This is a genomic window from Streptomyces sp. NPDC016677, assembly GCF_055562815.1.
The window spans coordinates 457,099-473,188 of the sequence record NZ_JBVHEO010000003.1; the positions used below are offsets into that span (position 1 = coordinate 457,099).

At 73.2% G+C, this 16,090-nt stretch carries 18 protein-coding genes; 12 read left to right on the top strand and 6 right to left on the bottom strand.

Going from position 1 to position 16,090, the window contains the following annotated elements:
* Positions 1-19: 19 nt before the first annotated feature.
* A complete protein-coding gene (locus tag ACZ3IG_RS11845; RefSeq protein WP_467431206.1) occupies positions 20-1,036 on the bottom strand; it encodes a GNAT family N-acetyltransferase in 1,017 nt (338 codons plus the stop codon).
* A gap of 141 nt (positions 1,037-1,177) precedes the next feature.
* Here ACZ3IG_RS11845 and fdxA point away from each other — a divergent pair, with 141 nt between their 5' ends.
* Positions 1,178-1,498 (top strand): ferredoxin, encoded by a 321-nt coding sequence (fdxA, locus tag ACZ3IG_RS11850; protein WP_003973842.1) that lies wholly within the window; start codon positions 1,178-1,180, stop codon positions 1,496-1,498.
* Between the two features lie 109 nt (positions 1,499-1,607).
* The gene (locus ACZ3IG_RS11855; RefSeq protein ID WP_467431208.1) at positions 1,608-2,702 is read left to right on the top strand and encodes a bifunctional succinyldiaminopimelate transaminase/glutamate-prephenate aminotransferase; all 1,095 of its coding nucleotides are present in this window, start codon (positions 1,608-1,610) and stop codon (positions 2,700-2,702) included.
* Between the two features lie 123 nt (positions 2,703-2,825).
* On the opposite strand, the gene ACZ3IG_RS11860 is transcribed toward ACZ3IG_RS11855, so the two are convergent.
* Both ACZ3IG_RS11860 and ACZ3IG_RS11865 read right to left on the bottom strand, forming a co-directional pair.
* Complete coding sequence (locus tag ACZ3IG_RS11860) at positions 2,826-3,227, bottom strand: ATP-binding protein (RefSeq protein ID WP_467431210.1); 402 nt, start codon at positions 3,225-3,227, stop codon at positions 2,826-2,828.
* Positions 3,228-3,526: 299 nt separating this feature from the next.
* A complete protein-coding gene (locus ACZ3IG_RS11865; protein ID WP_467431212.1) occupies positions 3,527-4,555 on the bottom strand; it encodes a heavy metal transporter in 1,029 nt (342 codons plus the stop codon).
* 84 nt (positions 4,556-4,639) lie between these two features.
* Here ACZ3IG_RS11865 and dapE point away from each other — a divergent pair, with 84 nt between their 5' ends.
* Together dapE and ACZ3IG_RS11875 are read left to right on the top strand one after the other, a co-directional pair.
* Positions 4,640-5,719 (top strand): succinyl-diaminopimelate desuccinylase, encoded by a 1,080-nt coding sequence (gene dapE, locus ACZ3IG_RS11870; protein WP_467431213.1) that lies wholly within the window; start codon positions 4,640-4,642, stop codon positions 5,717-5,719.
* A gap of 111 nt (positions 5,720-5,830) precedes the next feature.
* Positions 5,831-6,589: an LOG family protein gene (locus tag ACZ3IG_RS11875; RefSeq protein WP_215174409.1), complete on the top strand. Its 759-nt coding sequence runs from the start codon at positions 5,831-5,833 to the stop codon at positions 6,587-6,589.
* 7 nt (positions 6,590-6,596) lie between these two features.
* Here the strand turns inward: ACZ3IG_RS11875 and folP are convergent, their stop codons facing one another.
* A complete protein-coding gene (gene folP, locus ACZ3IG_RS11880; RefSeq protein WP_467431215.1) occupies positions 6,597-7,457 on the bottom strand; it encodes a dihydropteroate synthase in 861 nt (286 codons plus the stop codon).
* A 173-nt stretch (positions 7,458-7,630) separates the two neighbouring features.
* Between folP and ACZ3IG_RS11885 the strand changes: the two genes are divergently transcribed.
* Together ACZ3IG_RS11885 and ACZ3IG_RS11890 are read left to right on the top strand one after the other, a co-directional pair.
* Positions 7,631-8,056, top strand: a complete 426-nt coding sequence (locus tag ACZ3IG_RS11885) for a DivIVA domain-containing protein (RefSeq protein WP_467431216.1) — start codon at positions 7,631-7,633, stop codon at positions 8,054-8,056.
* Positions 8,053-8,631, top strand: coding sequence for a DNA-3-methyladenine glycosylase I (locus tag ACZ3IG_RS11890; RefSeq protein ID WP_467431217.1), 579 nt, complete (start codon positions 8,053-8,055; stop codon positions 8,629-8,631). Before ACZ3IG_RS11885 ends, ACZ3IG_RS11890 begins: the two co-directional genes overlap by 4 nt.
* 13 nt (positions 8,632-8,644) lie before the next feature.
* Here ACZ3IG_RS11890 and chcB read toward each other — a convergent pair whose 3' ends face one another.
* Positions 8,645-9,448, bottom strand: a complete 804-nt coding sequence (gene chcB / locus ACZ3IG_RS11895) for a 2-cyclohexenylcarbonyl CoA isomerase (RefSeq protein ID WP_467431220.1) — start codon at positions 9,446-9,448, stop codon at positions 8,645-8,647.
* Between the two features lie 379 nt (positions 9,449-9,827).
* Here chcB and ACZ3IG_RS11900 point away from each other — a divergent pair, with 379 nt between their 5' ends.
* Complete coding sequence (locus ACZ3IG_RS11900; protein WP_003966491.1) at positions 9,828-9,995, top strand: DUF3117 domain-containing protein; 168 nt, start codon at positions 9,828-9,830, stop codon at positions 9,993-9,995.
* Between the two features lie 85 nt (positions 9,996-10,080).
* Here ACZ3IG_RS11900 and ACZ3IG_RS11905 read toward each other — a convergent pair whose 3' ends face one another.
* Entirely contained in the window at positions 10,081-10,779 is a 699-nt protein-coding gene (locus tag ACZ3IG_RS11905; protein ID WP_403533924.1) for an O-methyltransferase, read from the bottom strand.
* Between the two features lie 184 nt (positions 10,780-10,963).
* On the opposite strand from ACZ3IG_RS11905, the gene sigE reads away from it, so the two are divergent.
* The 5 genes from sigE (at position 10,964) to ACZ3IG_RS11930 (ending at position 16,081) form a co-directional block, all read left to right on the top strand.
* A complete protein-coding gene (sigE, locus tag ACZ3IG_RS11910) occupies positions 10,964-11,746 on the top strand; it encodes an RNA polymerase sigma factor SigE (protein ID WP_215174416.1) in 783 nt (260 codons plus the stop codon).
* Positions 11,743-12,756 carry an anti-sigma factor family protein gene (locus tag ACZ3IG_RS11915; protein WP_467431223.1) on the top strand — a complete coding sequence of 338 codons (1,014 nt, stop codon included), beginning with the start codon at positions 11,743-11,745 and terminating at the stop codon, positions 12,754-12,756. The genes sigE and ACZ3IG_RS11915 overlap by 4 nt, the downstream gene beginning before the upstream one ends.
* Before the next feature lie 89 nt (positions 12,757-12,845).
* Complete coding sequence (locus tag ACZ3IG_RS11920; RefSeq protein WP_467431225.1) at positions 12,846-14,642, top strand: S1C family serine protease; 1,797 nt, start codon at positions 12,846-12,848, stop codon at positions 14,640-14,642.
* A 124-nt stretch (positions 14,643-14,766) separates the two neighbouring features.
* Positions 14,767-15,213 (top strand): sec-independent translocase, encoded by a 447-nt coding sequence (locus tag ACZ3IG_RS11925; RefSeq protein ID WP_467431226.1) that lies wholly within the window; start codon positions 14,767-14,769, stop codon positions 15,211-15,213.
* 196 nt (positions 15,214-15,409) lie between these two features.
* A complete protein-coding gene (locus tag ACZ3IG_RS11930) occupies positions 15,410-16,081 on the top strand; it encodes a hypothetical protein (RefSeq protein ID WP_467431227.1) in 672 nt (223 codons plus the stop codon).
* Positions 16,082-16,090: the final 9 nt, after the last annotated feature.

Consider the following 16,090-nt stretch of genomic DNA (forward strand, 5'->3'; position numbering starts at 1 on the left):
GCCCTCTCGCAGCGATCGGTTACCGGTCCGCCCGGTCCCGCTCCGGCGCCCGGTAGTGGTGGTAGGCGTGGTGCGCGGCGAAGCCCAGCCCGGTGTACAGCGCCCGGGCCCCGGCGTTGTCCGTCTCGACCTGGAGCCAGGCCGCCGACGCGCCCTCCGCCAGCGCCCGCCGGGCCAGCGCGGCCATCACCTCGCCGGCCAGCCCCCGGCGCCGCAGCGCGGGGTCCACCTCGACGGCCGCGAACCCGGCCCAGCGCCCGTCCACGACACAGCGCCCGATCGCGGCCGGCGGCTCGCCCTCCCCCGCACCGGGCACGGTCGCGAACCACACCGACGGCCCGGCGCCCAGCACCTCCAGCGCGACCCCGCTCACACCTGTGCGCTGGTACCGCGCAAGCCACGCCTCGTCCGCCGTCCGGGAGAGCGTGACCCCCGCGCCCTCGGCCCGGTCGGCGACCGGTGCCAGGTTCCCGGTCCACAGCTCGGCGCTGACCTCCCGCGTCCAGCCCCGCCGCTCCAGCTCCGCGCACAGCGCCTCCTGCGTGCCCTCGGCCCCGGTGGCGCTCTGGATGTACGCGGGCAGGCCGCGATCGCCGTACCAGCGCCGTACGGCGGTCAGCGCGTCGTCGAGCGGGAGTCCCGGTTCGCCCAGCGGGAGCACGGAGTTGGCCCGCCGGGTGAACCCGGCGGCGGCCCGCAGCTCCCACCCGCCGAGCCGCTCGCTCTCCACCGGCCGCCAGCCCCGGGAGGCGACCCGCGCCAGCTCCTCGTAGGAGGCGGCGGGGCCCCGGCGACGGGCCGGGGCGGAAGGCACCACTTTGCCCGCGACCAGCGAGGATTCGCCGATCCGGACGGTCTCGCCGGTCTTGCGTGTGATCAGCAGCACACCGTTGTCCCAGGATGTGAGAACGCCGACCGTGTCCGTGAACCTCCCACCCGGCGCGTCGTCTTCCGTCCACCGCCGCACGGAGACGCGTTTTCCCACGTCAGCCGTGGTGATACGGACCTTCAGACGCCCAGCGCCAGAGATTTCCACGGGTCGGTTCACCCCTCCTGTTCGGATCATGCCCAAGAACGGAGATACTAGAGGCGGGCATCGACGACGCCGCGCTCCCGCGCGCCAGGCGGCGGAGCCTGAGGAGGCCCGCCAGCGCCCGTATCGAGGAGGAACGACAGCGTGACCTACGTCATCGCGCAGCCTTGTGTCGACGTCAAGGACAAGGCGTGTATCGAGGAGTGCCCGGTCGACTGCATCTACGAGGGCCAGCGGTCCTTGTACATCCACCCGGACGAATGCGTCGACTGTGGTGCCTGTGAGCCGGTCTGCCCGGTCGAGGCGATCTTCTACGAGGACGACACTCCCGAGGAGTGGAAGGACTACTACAAGGCGAACGTCGAGTTCTTCGACGAGCTGGGCTCGCCCGGCGGCGCCAGCAAGCTGGGTCTGATCGAGCGCGACCACCCCTTCGTCGCCGCGCTGCCGCCGCAGAACCAGTAGCAGCGGCCCGCACACCCGCGCCGCCTCGGTCCCGTACGGCCTGATCGCCCCCGATCGGTGCCGGACGGGGCCGAGGCGTTTGCCGTACGACGAAAGTGAGCCAGTAACCGTGTCCGCAGTCTCCGACCGCCTTCCCACCTTCCCCTGGGACAAGCTGGAGCCGTACAAGAAGACGGCCGCCGCGCACCCGGACGGCATCGTCGACCTGTCCGTCGGCACGCCGGTCGACCCGGTCCCCGAGCTGATCCAGAAGGCCCTGACCGACGCGGCCGACTCCCCGGGCTACCCGACCGTCTGGGGCACCCCGGCACTGCGCGACGCGATCACCGGCTGGGTGGAGCGCCGGCTCGGCGCCCGGGACGTCACGCACCGCCACGTCCTGCCGATCGTCGGCTCCAAGGAACTCGTCGCCTGGCTCCCCACCCAGCTGGGCCTCGGTCCCGGCGACACGGTGGCCTTCCCGCGCCTGGCCTACCCGACGTACGAGGTCGGCGCCCGCCTGGCCCGCGCCGAGTACGTCGCCTACGACGACCCGACCGAGCTGGACCCGGCGGGCCTGAGGCTGCTGTGGCTCAACTCCCCGTCCAACCCGACGGGGAAGGTCCTCTCCAAGGCCGACCTGACCCGGATCGTCGCCTGGGCCCGCGAGCACGGCGTGCTGGTCGTCTCCGACGAGTGCTACCTGGAGCTGGGCTGGGAGGCCGACCCGGTCTCGGTCCTGCACCCGGATGTCAACGGCGGTGCGTACGACGGTCTGGTGGCCGTGCACTCCCTGTCCAAGCGGTCCAACCTGGCCGGCTACCGGGCCGCCTTCCTCGCCGGTGACCCGGCCGTCCTCGGTCCGCTGCTGGAGATCCGCAAGCACGGCGGCATGATGACGTCCGCGCCGACCCAGGCGGCCGTGGTGGCCGCCCTCGGCGACGACGAGCACGTCCGCGTCCAGCGCGAGCGGTACGCGGCCCGCCGCACCGCCCTGCGCACGGCGCTGCTCGGCCACGGTTTCCGCATCGAGCACAGTGAGGCGAGCCTCTACCTGTGGGCCACGCGCGACGAGTCCTGCTGGGACACCGTGTCCCACCTGGCGGAGCTGGGCATCCTGGTCGCCCCGGGTGACTTCTACGGCCCGGCGGGCGACCGTTTCGTACGTGTCGCCCTGACGGCGACGGACGAGCGGGTCCGCGCGGCGGTGGAACGGCTGGCCTGACCACGCCCTGGCCGGCGGCGGCCAGGCGACGGCCGGACGACGGCCGGCAACGACGACAGCGGGGCCCGGGGGAGGACGTTCCCCCCGGGCCCCGCTGTCACAGCTGTCCCAGCGAAGCGGATGTCAGCCGCCCAGCGGCAGACCCTTGCCGACGGAGGGGGCGGGCAGGGTGCGAGCGGTCTCGCCGACGAGGTCACCGGCGGAGCCCGCCGTGTCCCCGGCGGCCTTCTGCGCGGCCGGGGTGGCCTTCTTGACGACCGAGCCACCGGTCTTGCCCGCGGCCGGCACGGCCTTCTTCACGGCCTTGCCGCCGGACTCACCGGCGGACTTGGTGACCTTCTGGGCCGCGGAGTCCACGGTGTTGCCCACGTTCGCCCCGTCCAGGGCGCTCAGCCCGCTGAGGTTCGGGGCGGCGGGCAGCTCCGGGGCCGCGACGGCGGAGCCGGCCGCACCGACCCCGGCAGCCGCTCCCGCAGCGACGAGCAGCGCGGCACGGGCGATCCGGCGGGTCAGGGGGAGGGACATGATGCTCCTTCGACGGAATGTCAACGGTGGTGGGGTCCTCTCGGACGCAGTGACTACCGCTCGAAGGCCGCGAAGGTTGCGGCGGCGCAAGGTAAAGAGTTGGTAATGTGTCGCATTATCGAGTGCGGAGGAAAACGGGCAAAAGGGCCCGGTCGGAAAGTCTGCTGAATCCCTTACGGCCCTGTGTTCCCAAGGGTTTCGGCGCCTCCGCCGGTGGCCGGGAGAAAAAGCGCGCGTCCCGCTGTCGGCGCACCGCCCGAACAATCCGCCCGGGTGAGGACTCGTACTGGAGGCCGGGTCTACTGGGCGGTCACGATCCGGACCGACCCGGTGTTCCGTTCCGCGCCCCGGGTCCCGGCCGCCTCCAGCGCCCGCCACCGGCCGACGGTGTTCCCGGCGATCCCCGCGCGCCACTCGCGCCCCGCGTACACCACCCGTTCGATGTGCAGCGCCGAAGCGTTGGCCACCGCCCAGTGGGCCAGCTGCCAGCCGCGCCGCCGCACGCTCCGCACGGCGTCCGGACCCGCCCCGGCGGCCACCGGCAGCGTCACGGTCCGCCCGTCGGAACCGCCCGCCACCGCCGCCCGCCCCGCGGTCTCCGCATGCCGCACGGAACGGGCGGATGTCGCGGACAGGGTCACCGGCGTGGCGTCCGCCGCCGCGCCGTCCGGCCGCAGCACCGCGCGCCCGAAGTCCCGCACGAGCGCCGCCCGTACCGCCCGCGGACCGCCGGCGCGGGCGGCACCCGGGCGTCCCGCGCAGGTCAGCGTGGCCGCGGACCGCCCGGTCAGGGCGGCGGCGAGCAGCGCGGCGTCCGGCTCGTGCTTGGCGTACGCCTCGGGGAAGCCGCTGCGCTGCACCCGCTGGGCGGCGACCGTCAGCGGCAGCCGGGTGTAGCCGGGCACGTCGACCAGATGGTCGTAGAACTTCCCCGCCGCGTACGTCGGGTCCATGATCCGGGCCGGGGTGCCCCAGCCCTGCGAGGGCCGCTGCTGGAACAGGCCGAGGGAGTCCCGGTCGCCGTGGCGGACGTTGTGCAGCGCCGACTCCTGGAGCGCGGTCGCCAGGGCGATGGTCACCGCCCTTTCGGGCAGCCCGCGTGCGGTGCCGACGGCCGTGACGGTGGCCGCGTTCACCGCCTGCTCCGGCGTGAACTCGTACTCCTCGTCGTCGTCCGCCGCGGAGACGACGGTGCAGCCGGTCGCGCCGGTGCTCGCGGTGAGGTACTGCACCACGAGGTATCCGGCGAGCGCGGCCAGCACCGTCAGGGCCGCCCCGAAACGGAAGAGACGGCCGCGGCGCTTGCTGGTGAGGGGCGGCTGTGACACGGGGTACAAGGTACTGGAGGGCATGATCGATGCCCGTTCAGGCGCGAGGAGTGTCCTCAAGGGCAGCGGGTTAGGGTCGACGTCATGGCCGACACCCCGCTTGACCTCTCGCTGAACGCCGCCGAGCTGACCGCCCGGCTCGTCGACTTCCCCTCCGTCAGCGGCTCCGAGAAGCCGCTCGCCGACGCGATCGAGGACGCCCTGCGCGCCCTGCCGCACCTGACGGTCGACCGGCACGGCAACAACGTCGTCGCCCGCACCGACCTCGGGCGCGGGGAGCGGGTGATCCTCGCCGGGCACATCGACACCGTGCCGATCGCCGGCAACGTCCCCTCGCGGCTCGACGAGGACGGGGTGCTGTGGGGCTGCGGGACCTGCGACATGAAGGCGGGCGTCGCGGTACAGCTGCGCATCGCCGCCACGGTGCCGGCCCCCAACCGCGACCTGACCTTCGTCTTCTACGACAACGAGGAGGTCGCCGCCGACCTCAACGGACTGGGGCACGTGGCCGAGGCGCACCCCGAGTGGCTGGCGGGCGACTTCGCGGTGCTGCTCGAACCCTCCGACGGGCAGGTCGAGGGCGGCTGCCAGGGCACGCTGCGGGTGCTGCTGAAGACCGCGGGCGAGCGCGCGCACTCCGCGCGGAGCTGGATGGGTTCCAACGCCATCCACGCCGCCGCCCCGGTCCTGGCCCGGCTGGCCGCCTACGAGCCCCGGTACCCGGTGATCGACGGCCTGGAGTACCGCGAGGGCCTCAACGCGGTCCGGATCTCCGGGGGAGTGGCCGGCAACGTGATCCCCGACGAGTGCGTGGTCACCGTCAACTTCCGCTACGCCCCCGACCGTTCGCCCGAGGAGGCCCTCGCCCACGTCCGCGAGGTCTTCGCGGACTGCGGGGTGACGGAGTTCGTCGTCGACGACCACAGCGGCGCCGCCCTGCCCGGCCTCTCCCACCCGGCCGCCGCCGCCTTCATCGAGGCGGTGGGCGGCACCCCGCAGCCGAAGTACGGCTGGACGGACGTCTCCCGCTTCTCCGCGCTCGGCGTCCCCGCGGTCAACTACGGCCCCGGCAACCCGCACCTGGCCCACAAGCGCGACGAGCGGGTCGAGGTGGCGAAGATCCTGGCGGGTGAGGAACGCCTGCGCGGATGGCTCACCGCCTGATCACGGGCGTGGTTTGATCCGCTGCACGGCGGACATGCTGAGGTACCCCGGACGTAACCCGCGTGGATCTACGCTGAGGTGGAACGACGGCACGACGCAAGGGAGCTCCGCATGCCCACCGGCAACCCAGAAGGCAAGAAGCAGCCGCCGGACGAGCAGCGCACGGGGCCGGTCCTGCGCAGGCGGGACCAGGTCAAGCCGAGCACCACGGACCAGCGGCTGCTGGACGAGCGGGCGCCCAGCGACTGGGTGCACACCGACCCGTGGCGGGTGCTGCGCATCCAGTCGGAGTTCATCGAGGGCTTCGGCACGCTCGCCGAACTCCCGCCCGCCATCAGCGTCTTCGGCTCCGCCCGGACGCCCGCGGACTCACCGGAGTACGAGGCCGGCGTCCGCCTGGGCCGCGGCCTGGTGGAGGCCGGCTTCGCGGTGATCACCGGCGGCGGTCCCGGCGCCATGGAGGCGGCCAACAAGGGGGCCTCGGAGGCGGGCGGCACCTCGGTCGGCCTCGGCATCGAGCTGCCCTTCGAGCAGGGCCTGAACCCGTACGTCGACATCGGCCTCAACTTCCGCTACTTCTTCGTGCGGAAGATGATGTTCGTCAAGTACGCGCAGGGCTTCGTGGTCCTGCCCGGCGGCCTCGGCACCCTCGACGAACTCTTCGAGGCCCTCACCCTGGTCCAGACCCAGAAGGTGACCCGCTTCCCGATCGTCCTGTTCGGCACGGAGTACTGGGGCGGCCTGGTCGACTGGCTGAAGAACACCCTGATCGCCCAGGGCAAGGCGGCCGAGGCCGACCTGCTGCTGTTCCACCTGACGGACGACGTGGACGAGGCGGTCGCGCTGGTGTCCAAGGAGGCCGGGCGCTAGAGATCGGCTAGGCGAGGCCCCGGCGGGCCACCGCGGGAGGACGGTGGCCGGCGATGGACGCCACCATGTCCAGTACCTGCCGGGTCTCCGCCACCTCGTGCACCCGGTACACCCGCGCGCCGAGCCAGGCCGAGACCGCCGTCGTCGCCAGGGTGCCCAGGAGGCGCTCCTTGACGGGCTTGTCCAGGGTCTCGCCGACGAAGTCCTTGTTGGACAGCGAGACCAGCACCGGCCACCCGGTCGCCACCATCTCGCCGAGCCGCCGGGTCGCCTCCAGGCTGTGCCGGGTGTTCTTGCCGAAGTCGTGCCCGGGGTCGATCAGCACCGACTCCCGGGGCACGCCGAGGGCCACCGCCCGCTCGGCCAGCCCCAGCGTCACCTCCAGGATGTCGGCCATGACGTCGTCGTACGTCACCCGGTGCGGGCGGGTGCGCGGCTCGGCGCCCCCGGCGTGGGTGCAGACCAGGCCGACGCCGTAGCGGGCCGCGACCTCGGCGAGCTTGGGGTCCACGCCGCCCCACGCGTCGTTCAGCAGGTCCGCGCCCGCTTCGCAGACGGCCTTGCCGACCTCGTGCCGCCAGGTGTCCACGCTGATCACGACGTCCGGGAAGCGCCGCCGCACCTCCGCGACGAACCCGACCGTGCGCCGCGCCTCCTCCTCGGCGCTCACCTCGTCGCCGGGACCGGCCTTCACCCCGCCGACGTCGATGATCGCGGCCCCCTCGGCGACGGCCCGCTCCACGCGCGCCAGCGCCGGCTCGTCGTGGAAGGTGGCGCCCCGGTCGTAGAAGGAGTCGGGGGTCCGGTTCACGATCGCCATGATCACCGGCTCGTGCGCCTCGAATACGCGCCTGCCCAGCCTGAGCATCCCCTGTGTCTCCTTCTCCGAGAGTCTTCGTGTGTCCTGTGTGCGGTCCGGTCGCGGACCGCCTGCGGCCCCGGCTGTCAGACTCGCATGGCACGATCGACCTGACACACCCGACTCCGATCCGTACCGACTCTGTCCGATCACCGAGATCATCGACCGTGGGGGCCCCAGCGGTGGTTATGTTCCTGTTTCTCGTCATCGCGCTCGCCGTCGTGGTCGCCGCGGTGACCCTCGCCGTGGTCGGCGGCGGTGAGAGCGGCCCGCTGCCCGACGCCGCGCCCGAGCGGCTGGTCGACGCGCTGCCCGCCGAGCGGCCGGTGAACCGCGCCGACGTGGACGGCCTGCGCTTCCCGCTCACCGTCCGCGGCTACCGCATGGCCGACGTGGACGACGCCCTCGGCCGGCTCGGCGCCGAGCTGGCCGAGCGCGACGCCCGCATCGCCGACCTGGAGGCCGCCCTCGCGGGGGCCCGGCCCGGGGACCGTCCCGTCTCCGTGGACCGTCCCGTCTCCGCGGACCACCCCGTCTCCGGGGAGAAGCGGGCCTTCGTGGAGAAGCCGGCCATCGTGGAGGAGCGGTCCGAGGAGGAGGGCAGTTGAGCGCCGTGGCCGTCGGCCCGGACGGCGCTCCGCGCTGCCCCTGGGCGCTGTCCACCGCCGACTACGTCACGTACCACGACGCGGAGTGGGGCCGCCCGGTCCACGGCGACGACGCGCTGTTCGAGCGGCTCAGCCTGGAGGCGTTCCAGTCCGGCCTGTCCTGGATCACCATCCTGCGCCGCCGGCCGGGCTTCCGCGCCGCCTTCGCCGAGTTCAAGATCGACGCGGTCGCGGAGTTCACCGACGAGGACCGCGAGCGGCTGCTCGCCGACCCCGGGATCATCCGCAACCGCGCCAAGATCGACGCGACCCTCGCCAACGCGCGGGTGCTGGCCGGCTGGGCCCCGGGCGAGCTGGACGAGCTGATCTGGTCCCACGCCCCCGACCCGGCGGGCCGGCCGGTCCCCAGGACCCTGGCCGACGTCCCGCCGGTCACCCCCGAGTCGGCCGCCCTGGCCAAGGCGCTGAAGAAGCGGGGCCTGCGCTTCGTCGGCCCGACGACCGCGTACGCCCTGATGCAGGCGTGCGGACTGGTCGACGACCACCTCGCGGACTGCGTGGCCCGGCGCACCTGAAGAGGGGAAGGCGCTACCGGCCCAGGTACGTCGGCTTCTCCTTGTTCACGAACGCCCGCACCGCGATGCCGTGGTCCTCCGAGGAGCCCGCCCGCGACTGCAGCTCGTCCTCCTTCTCCAGGGTCTCGGGGAGGGAGTGCGTCAGCCCGTACGCCATCGACTCCTTCAGCGCCGCGTACGCCACCGTCGGCCCCTCGGCCAGCGCACGGGCGGTCTTCTCGGCCTCGGCGCGCAGCTCGCCGGCCGCGACCAGGCGGTTGGCGATGCCCAGCTCGTACGCCTCCTGGGCGGTGACGGTACGCGGGAAGAGCAGCAGGTCGGCGGCGCGGCCGGGGCCGATCACCCGGGGCAGCGTCCAGGAGACCCCGGAGTCGGCGGTGAGCGCCACGCCCGCGAAGGAGGTGGTGAACGCCGCCGTGTCCGCGACGATCCGGTAGTCCGCCGCGAGCGCGAAGCCGAGGCCCGCCCCCGCCGCCACCCCGTTCACCGCGGCGACCACCGGCTTGGGCGCCTCGGCCAGCGCCCGCACGATCGGGTTGTAGTGCTCCCGCACCGTGCTCATGGTCTGCCCCGAGCCGCTCTCGCGGTCGGCGGCCAGCAGCCCGATGTGCTCCTTGAGGTCCTGGCCCACACAGAACGCCCGGTCACCGGCCGCGGTGAGCAGCACCGCCCGTACGGCGCCGTCGTCCGCCGCGGCGCGCGCCGCGTCCCGCAGGGCGGCCTTGGTCTCGATGTTCAGCGCGTTCATCGCCTCGGGGCGGTTCAGCGTGATCGTCGCGAGTCCGTCGCTCACCTCGTAGAGCACGGTGTCGGCCATGGGTGTGTCCCCTCCGCGTCGTCCGGTCCGGTCCTGTCGGTCCTGTCCTGTTCCTGTCCGAGGGACAGCATGACGGAGATCACCGGGATCGGACCGTGGCGACGGTGTGACCTCCGTCAAAGAATTGCGGTTCGTATTCGTTCGGTGGAAGTGCGTGCGGGCGCGCAGTATCGCAGTCCCGTCCCCGAATTGAGTGGTTTTGCTCGCGTGCGTTGCCCAAGCGATGCCGACCGATGTTGGTCATCGGGTCCTGCGATGCGGGATAATGGCCTGGAAGCAATGTGTTCGATGCCGGTGTCGCGTGTCCCGTGTGGGGCTGCGCGTGCCCTCGTGGGCCGTCGGCCTGGACGATGAACTGGTATCAGGAAGGGGAACGAGCATGGCGGCCATGAAGCCGCGGACGGGCGATGGCCCGCTCGAGGTGACCAAGGAGGGGCGGGGCATCGTCATGCGCGTTCCGCTCGAAGGCGGCGGTCGGCTCGTCGTCGAGCTGACCCCCGACGAGGCCGACGCACTGGGCGATGCCCTCAAGAAGGTCGTCGGCTGACGCGCAAGCGACCATACATGTCCAGTCGCCCCGGTGCCGCACGCGGTACCGGGGCGACTGTCATGACGGACTTACCGGGGTGTCCTCACCGCTTCACCGCGCACAGCAGGCCCTCGCCCACCGGCAGCAGTGAGGGCACCAGCTCCTGGCTCTCCCGCACCGCCCGCAGCAGCTCGCGCACCCGCAGCACCTCCGTGGGCTGCGGTCCCGAGTCGACCGTCCGGCCGTGGGCGAAGACGCCCTCGAACACGACCAGGCCGCCCGGCCGCAGCAGCCGCAACGATTCAGCGAGGTAGTCGAGGTACTCCAGCCGGTCGCCGTCGCAGAAGACGAGGTCGTAGCCGGCGTCCGCGAGCCGGGGCAGGACGTCCAGGGCCCGGCCCGGGATGAAACGCGCCCGGTTGCTGGCGAACCCCGAGGCGCGGAAGGCCTGGCGGGCGAACTGCTGGTGCTCCGGCTCGGGGTCGACCGTGGTGAGCACGCCGTCCGGCCGCATGCCGTGCAGCAGGTGGATACCGGAGACACCGCAGCCGGTGCCGATCTCCGCGACCGCCTTGGCGTCCACGGCGGCGGCGAGCAACCGCAGCGCGGAGCCCGTGCCGGGCGTCACCGAGCGCAGGCCCGCCTCGTGAGCCCGGTCACGGGCCCAGAGCAGCGCGTCGTCCTCGGCGACATAGGCGTCGGCGAACGCCCAGCTCGTCTGCCGGTTGCCGGTAATGACCCTCTCCTGTCCCCGTTGAAGCCTCGGCGTGACTGTATCCGTTGGCGCCGGGAACCCGCAGATGGGACCGGTCGTTTGTAGGGGCGGGGACGAGAAGACCGAGCGAGCGGGGCCGCGACGGGGGCAGGGAATGGACCAGCGAACGGACCGGGGCACCGAGCAAGTGATGACGCAGCCGTACGAGCCGTGTCAGCCTGAATCAAATTCTCGTAAAACCGCTTATCCGGAGCTAACGGGCGAGGTGGCTATGGTAGGGGCTCCACTGGACACCACCAGAGCCGACAGGGGAGGTGCGGCCGCGCCCGGGGACCGTCGGGGAGCGCTGTGGCGCTTCCTCGGATCGGCGGGCAGGCCGAAATCCGTGAACGACACCGCTGCTGACCACAGCCACGCCGCCGGCACCGCCGGCCAGGACCGGACCGCGACCTTCTCCACCGACGCGGACGGGCAGGCGTGGACTCCGCCCACCTGGGAGGAGATCGTCAGCACGCACAGCGGCCGGGTCTACCGGCTCGCCTACCGCCTGACGGGAAACCAGCACGACGCCGAGGACCTCACCCAGGAGGTCTTCGTCCGCGTCTTCCGCTCCCTGTCGACCTACACGCCGGGCACCTTCGAGGGCTGGCTGCACCGCATCACGACCAACCTCTTCCTGGACATGGTCCGCCGCAAGCAGCGCATCCGCTTCGACGCCCTCGGCGAGGACGCCGCCGAGCGGCTGCCCAGCCGGGAGCCCACCCCGCAGCAGGTCTTCAACGACGCGCACTTCGACGCCGACGTCCAGCAGGCGCTGGACACCCTCGCGCCCGAGTTCCGCGCCGCCGTCGTCCTGTGCGACATCGAGGGACTGTCCTACGAGGAGATCGCCGCGACGCTCGGCGTCAAGCTCGGCACGGTCCGCTCCCGAATCCACCGGGGCCGCTCCCAGCTGCGCAAGGCCCTCGCGCACCGCTCGCCTCAGGCGCGTGCCGAGCGCCGCTCCTTCATGGCCCGCGTTCCCGCACTGGGAGGAGGGGGCGCGAGCGCGTGAGCGGTTCACGGCCGAAATCCGAGGGACACCTCGCAGAGCAGCATCTGGGAGACCGACTCTCCGCCCTGGTGGACGGCGAGCTCGGTCATGACGCGCGGGAGCGCGTGCTGGCGCACGTCGCCACCTGCGCCAAGTGCAAGGCGGAAGTGGACGCGCAGCGCCGGTTGAAGAACGTCTTCGCCGAGGCCGCCGGCCCCGCCCCCTCCGAGAGCCTCCTGGCACGCCTTCAGGGGCTTCCCGGCGGTGACGGCTCGTCGCCTGGCGGCGACGCGCTGTCCGGGTTCTCCGACCTGGCCGGCGGGTTCGGTGCCACCGGGGCGTTCGGGGTCGAGCGGCGCGGAGGGTTCGAGTTCGGTTACGCGCCCTCCCGGTCGCACGCCTCGTCGGTGCTGGCCCCCTCCGGGCCGGGCCGTGGCTTCCGTATCCACGACGTCGGACGGCACGAGTCCGACCGGGCGGCCTCGCGCGGGCTCAGATTCGCGTTCGCCGCCGCCGGAGCGGTGTCGCTGGCCGCGGTCGCCCTCGGGGGCGTCACGGCCGGTTTCCCCGACACCACCACGGAGGCGCGCGGCGGCTCCGGGACCGGCAGCAATGTCACCCCGGCCCGCACCCAGGGCGCGGGAGCGTCGGCGACCTCCGAGACCCAGCGGCGCCGCCTGATCGCGCCGCTGCTCGGCCAGGCCGCGGGCCAGGGATCGTCCGGTGACGCCCCGGTGGCGTCCACCACGGTCTCCGCGCCGCTGCTGCCCGGTCTGCCGGCGCCCTCGGCGGGGCCCGACGACCAGACCGGTCATCCCCTGACCGCGCCCGTCATGGCCGGTGCCGTCGCGATGTCCCCGCTGATACGTCCCTTCGAGGCCGTTGTGCCGGTCGCGCTGTCCTCCTGGCCGACGACATCCGAGGTCAAGGCGCCCGGCCTGCTCAGCGCGCCGGTCCCCGATCCGTACGTGTCCCCGTCCACCGCTCCGTCGGCCTCTCCGGCCGCGTCCTCCTTTCCTTCCGCTCCCTGACCGGCCGCTGCGCGCCGGCGACCGGGTTTGATTGAATCCGGGGTGGCGCGCAGTCGACGGGCCGTGCGGCGGCCAGCTGTGGGGAGAACATGAACGAGGGCAAGCCCGACGGCGGCTTCGAGCCGGCCCGGCCTCGGGAGCCGGAGGGGGACCAGGGCGGTGACGCCCCCGCGGCGGGGCCCGCGTCGGCCGCGGCCGGCCGCCCCGGGCCTGTGGCCCCGCCCTGCCCCGACCCCGGCCTCAGCCCTGCCTCCGGCTCCGCCGCTGCCTCGGGTTCTGCCTCTGCCTCAGGCTTCGCCCCGGCCCCAGGCTCTGCCTCTGCCTCTGCTTCAGGCTTCGCCTCCGCCTCTGACCCGGATCCGTACGACACTCCGCCGTACGGTCAGCCCGGCCCCTGGGCCCCGGCGCCGCCGGTCCCGCATCCGTCTGCGCCGCCTGCCTCCGGGGTGCCGCCGCAGCCGGATGTTCCCGCCTCCGGCGTACCGCCTCGGCCGACCCCTCCGGTCCTGCCCCCGTCGGCGCCGACCGCCCCCGGGATGCCGTCGCAGCCGACCCCTCCCGCCTCCGGCGTTCCACCGAAGCCGGCCCCTCCCGCCGCCCCGGCGGTGTCGTCGCCCATCTCCCCGGCCGCCCCCTCGGTGCCGCCTCCCGCCCCCGCCCACGCCCCCGACCCCTGGGCCCGCTACGACCCCTGGGCCGTCGCGCGGGCCGGCGGGGCGGCGCGGCAGGACGGCGCGACGGGTGCCGTGGGCGCCGGGGGAGCGGCCCGGCGGCGGAGCCGGGCGCGGAAGGCGCTGGTCGGGCCGGCCGTGCTGCTGGCGGTCGTCTCCGGCCTGGCCGGCGGTGTCGTCGGGACGTACCTGGAGCGGAACGGCGGCCTCGGCGCCGTAGAACTGCCGCAGGCCGGGAAGGAACCCGCCGGGCGGGACCCGGGCAGCGTGGCCGGGATCGCGGCGAAGGCGCTCCCCGGCGTGGTCACGCTGCACGTGAGCGGCGCCGAGGAGGGAGGCACCGGCACCGGCTTCGTCCTCGACACCCGCGGCCACATCCTCACCAACAACCACGTCGTGGCGCCCGCCGGCGCCGACGGCGTCATCACGGTGACCTTCCACAGCGGTGACACCGCCGAGGCCACCGTCGTCGGCCGGGACAGCGGATACGACCTCGCCGTGGTCAAGGTGCGGGGCGTGCGCGGACTCAGCCCGGTGCCGCTCGGCAACTCCGACAACGTCCGGGTCGGCGACCCCGTCGTCGCCATCGGCGCCCCCTTCGACCTGGCGGGCACGGTCACCTCCGGCATCATCAGCGCCACCGGCCGGCCCATCACGGCGGGCGGCGAGGAGGCCGACGGCAGCGACGTGTCCTACGTCGACGCGCTCCAGACCGACGCCCCCATCAACCCCGGCAACTCCGGCGGCCCCCTCCTGGACGCCGCCGGCCGCGTCGTCGGCATCAACTCCGCCATCCGCTCCGCCGACGGCTCCACCACCCCGGACGGCGGCCAGGCCGGCTCCATAGGGCTCGGCTTCGCCATCCCGGTCAACCAGGGCAAGCGCGTCGCCGAGGAACTGATCGCCACCGGCCACGCCACCCACCCGGTCATCGGCGTCACCCTCGACATGAACTACGCCGGGGACGGCGCCCGCGTCGGCACCCAGGGCGGCGACGGCGGCCCAGCGGTCGCCGAGGGCGGCCCCGGGGACAAGGCCGGCCTCAAGGCGGGCGACGTGATCACCGCCGTGGACGGCCGCCGCGTCCACTCCGGTGAGGAACTGATCGTCCGCACCCGCGCCCACCGCCCCGGCGACCGCCTCGCCCTCACCCTGGAACGGGACGGCGAGGTGAGGAAGGTTTCGCTGACGCTCGGTTCCTCGGACGGGGACTGAACCGGATGGCGAACAACGCGGAAATCGACCGGACCCGACGCACGGCGAGCGGGACGGGACTGTACCGGTCTCATGGGATGGGCGGGTACCGTGGAGGCGGCCCGGACATCCCAAGGAGCTTCAGGTGTTCAATGACATAGGACCACTCGAGCTGGTCACGCTCGTCGTCCTCGCCGTGCTCGTCTTCGGTCCGGACAAGCTCCCCAAGGTCATCCAGGACGTGACGCGCACGATCCGGAAGATCCGTGAGTTCTCGGAGAGCGCCAAGCAGGACATCCGGCAGGAGCTCGGCCCCGAGTTCAAGGACTTCGAGTTCGAGGACCTCAACCCCAAGACGTTCATCCGCAAGCAGTTGGACAACGACGACCTGGGGCTCAAGGAGATCCGCAACGGCTTCGACCTGAAGAAGGAGATGGCCGAGGTCGCCGACGCCGTCCAGGGCCGGGAGTCCGACACGTCCTCGTCCTCGTCCGGGTCCTCGGCCTCGTCCTCCGGCCGGATCGACATGACCAAGAAGTCGGAGAGCACGGTGCGCGAGGAGCGCCCGCCCTACGACGCGGACGCCACCTGACGCCCGTCGTTCGTCCTACTCCGTTGCGGTGGCGCACGGCCTGAACCCGCCGTCCGCGCGCTCCACGCGCCGGGCGCTTTCCCGGCCGCCCCGACCGGGGTGGCTATGCTGCCGACTTGTTGTACGGATCGTACGAGTACGCCCGATGGGGGGCGGGCCGTGCCGGTCCGACTAGAGCGAGGAGGCGTCCGGGCACATGGAGACGACGAGTCGGGCAGTCGCGCAGACGCCGGCCGCGGAGGGCGGAGAACAGTCCCCTTCCGCCCGGAGTGCGGTCGACGGCTACCTGCGTGCGCCCTTTCCTTGGTACGGCCTCGACGAGGCGTTCACCGGGCCGCGCTGGCTGATGCAGGTCGGCACGGCCGCCGACGGGGCGGTGGCGCACGGTTCGATCGGACACGGGGACGAGCCGTCGGTACGCAACGAGCACGTGGCGGGTGACGAGAAGGACGCCACGGAGAAGTTCGCGGTCGTCGTGACGGTCGCGGCCAACCCGGTGCGGCGCAGCCCGGACGGCACGGGGACGCTGGAGGCCACCTCGGTGTCCTCGGCGGCGTGGCTGGCCGGGGTGGGGCTGCTGTCCTTCACCTGGCCGGGGCAGATGGACCACTCGCTGCGGGACGACTGGCTGGACCAGCAGACCGAGACGGCGTGGGTCCTCGCGGACGATCTCGACGGCGAGGACTGGTCGACGCTGTCGCTGCCGGTGGACGGCGTGCCGACGCCGTTCCACTACCGGGAGTCGGAGTTCGGGTGGGTGCTGGCCGGTTCCACCGAGCAGGGGGTGCATCTCGGGGCGTACGGCAGGGGGATGAGCGCGTACGGGCTGGCCTTCGCCGCGGTGAAGGACATCGCCGCGTACGCGTGAAGGGCCGCG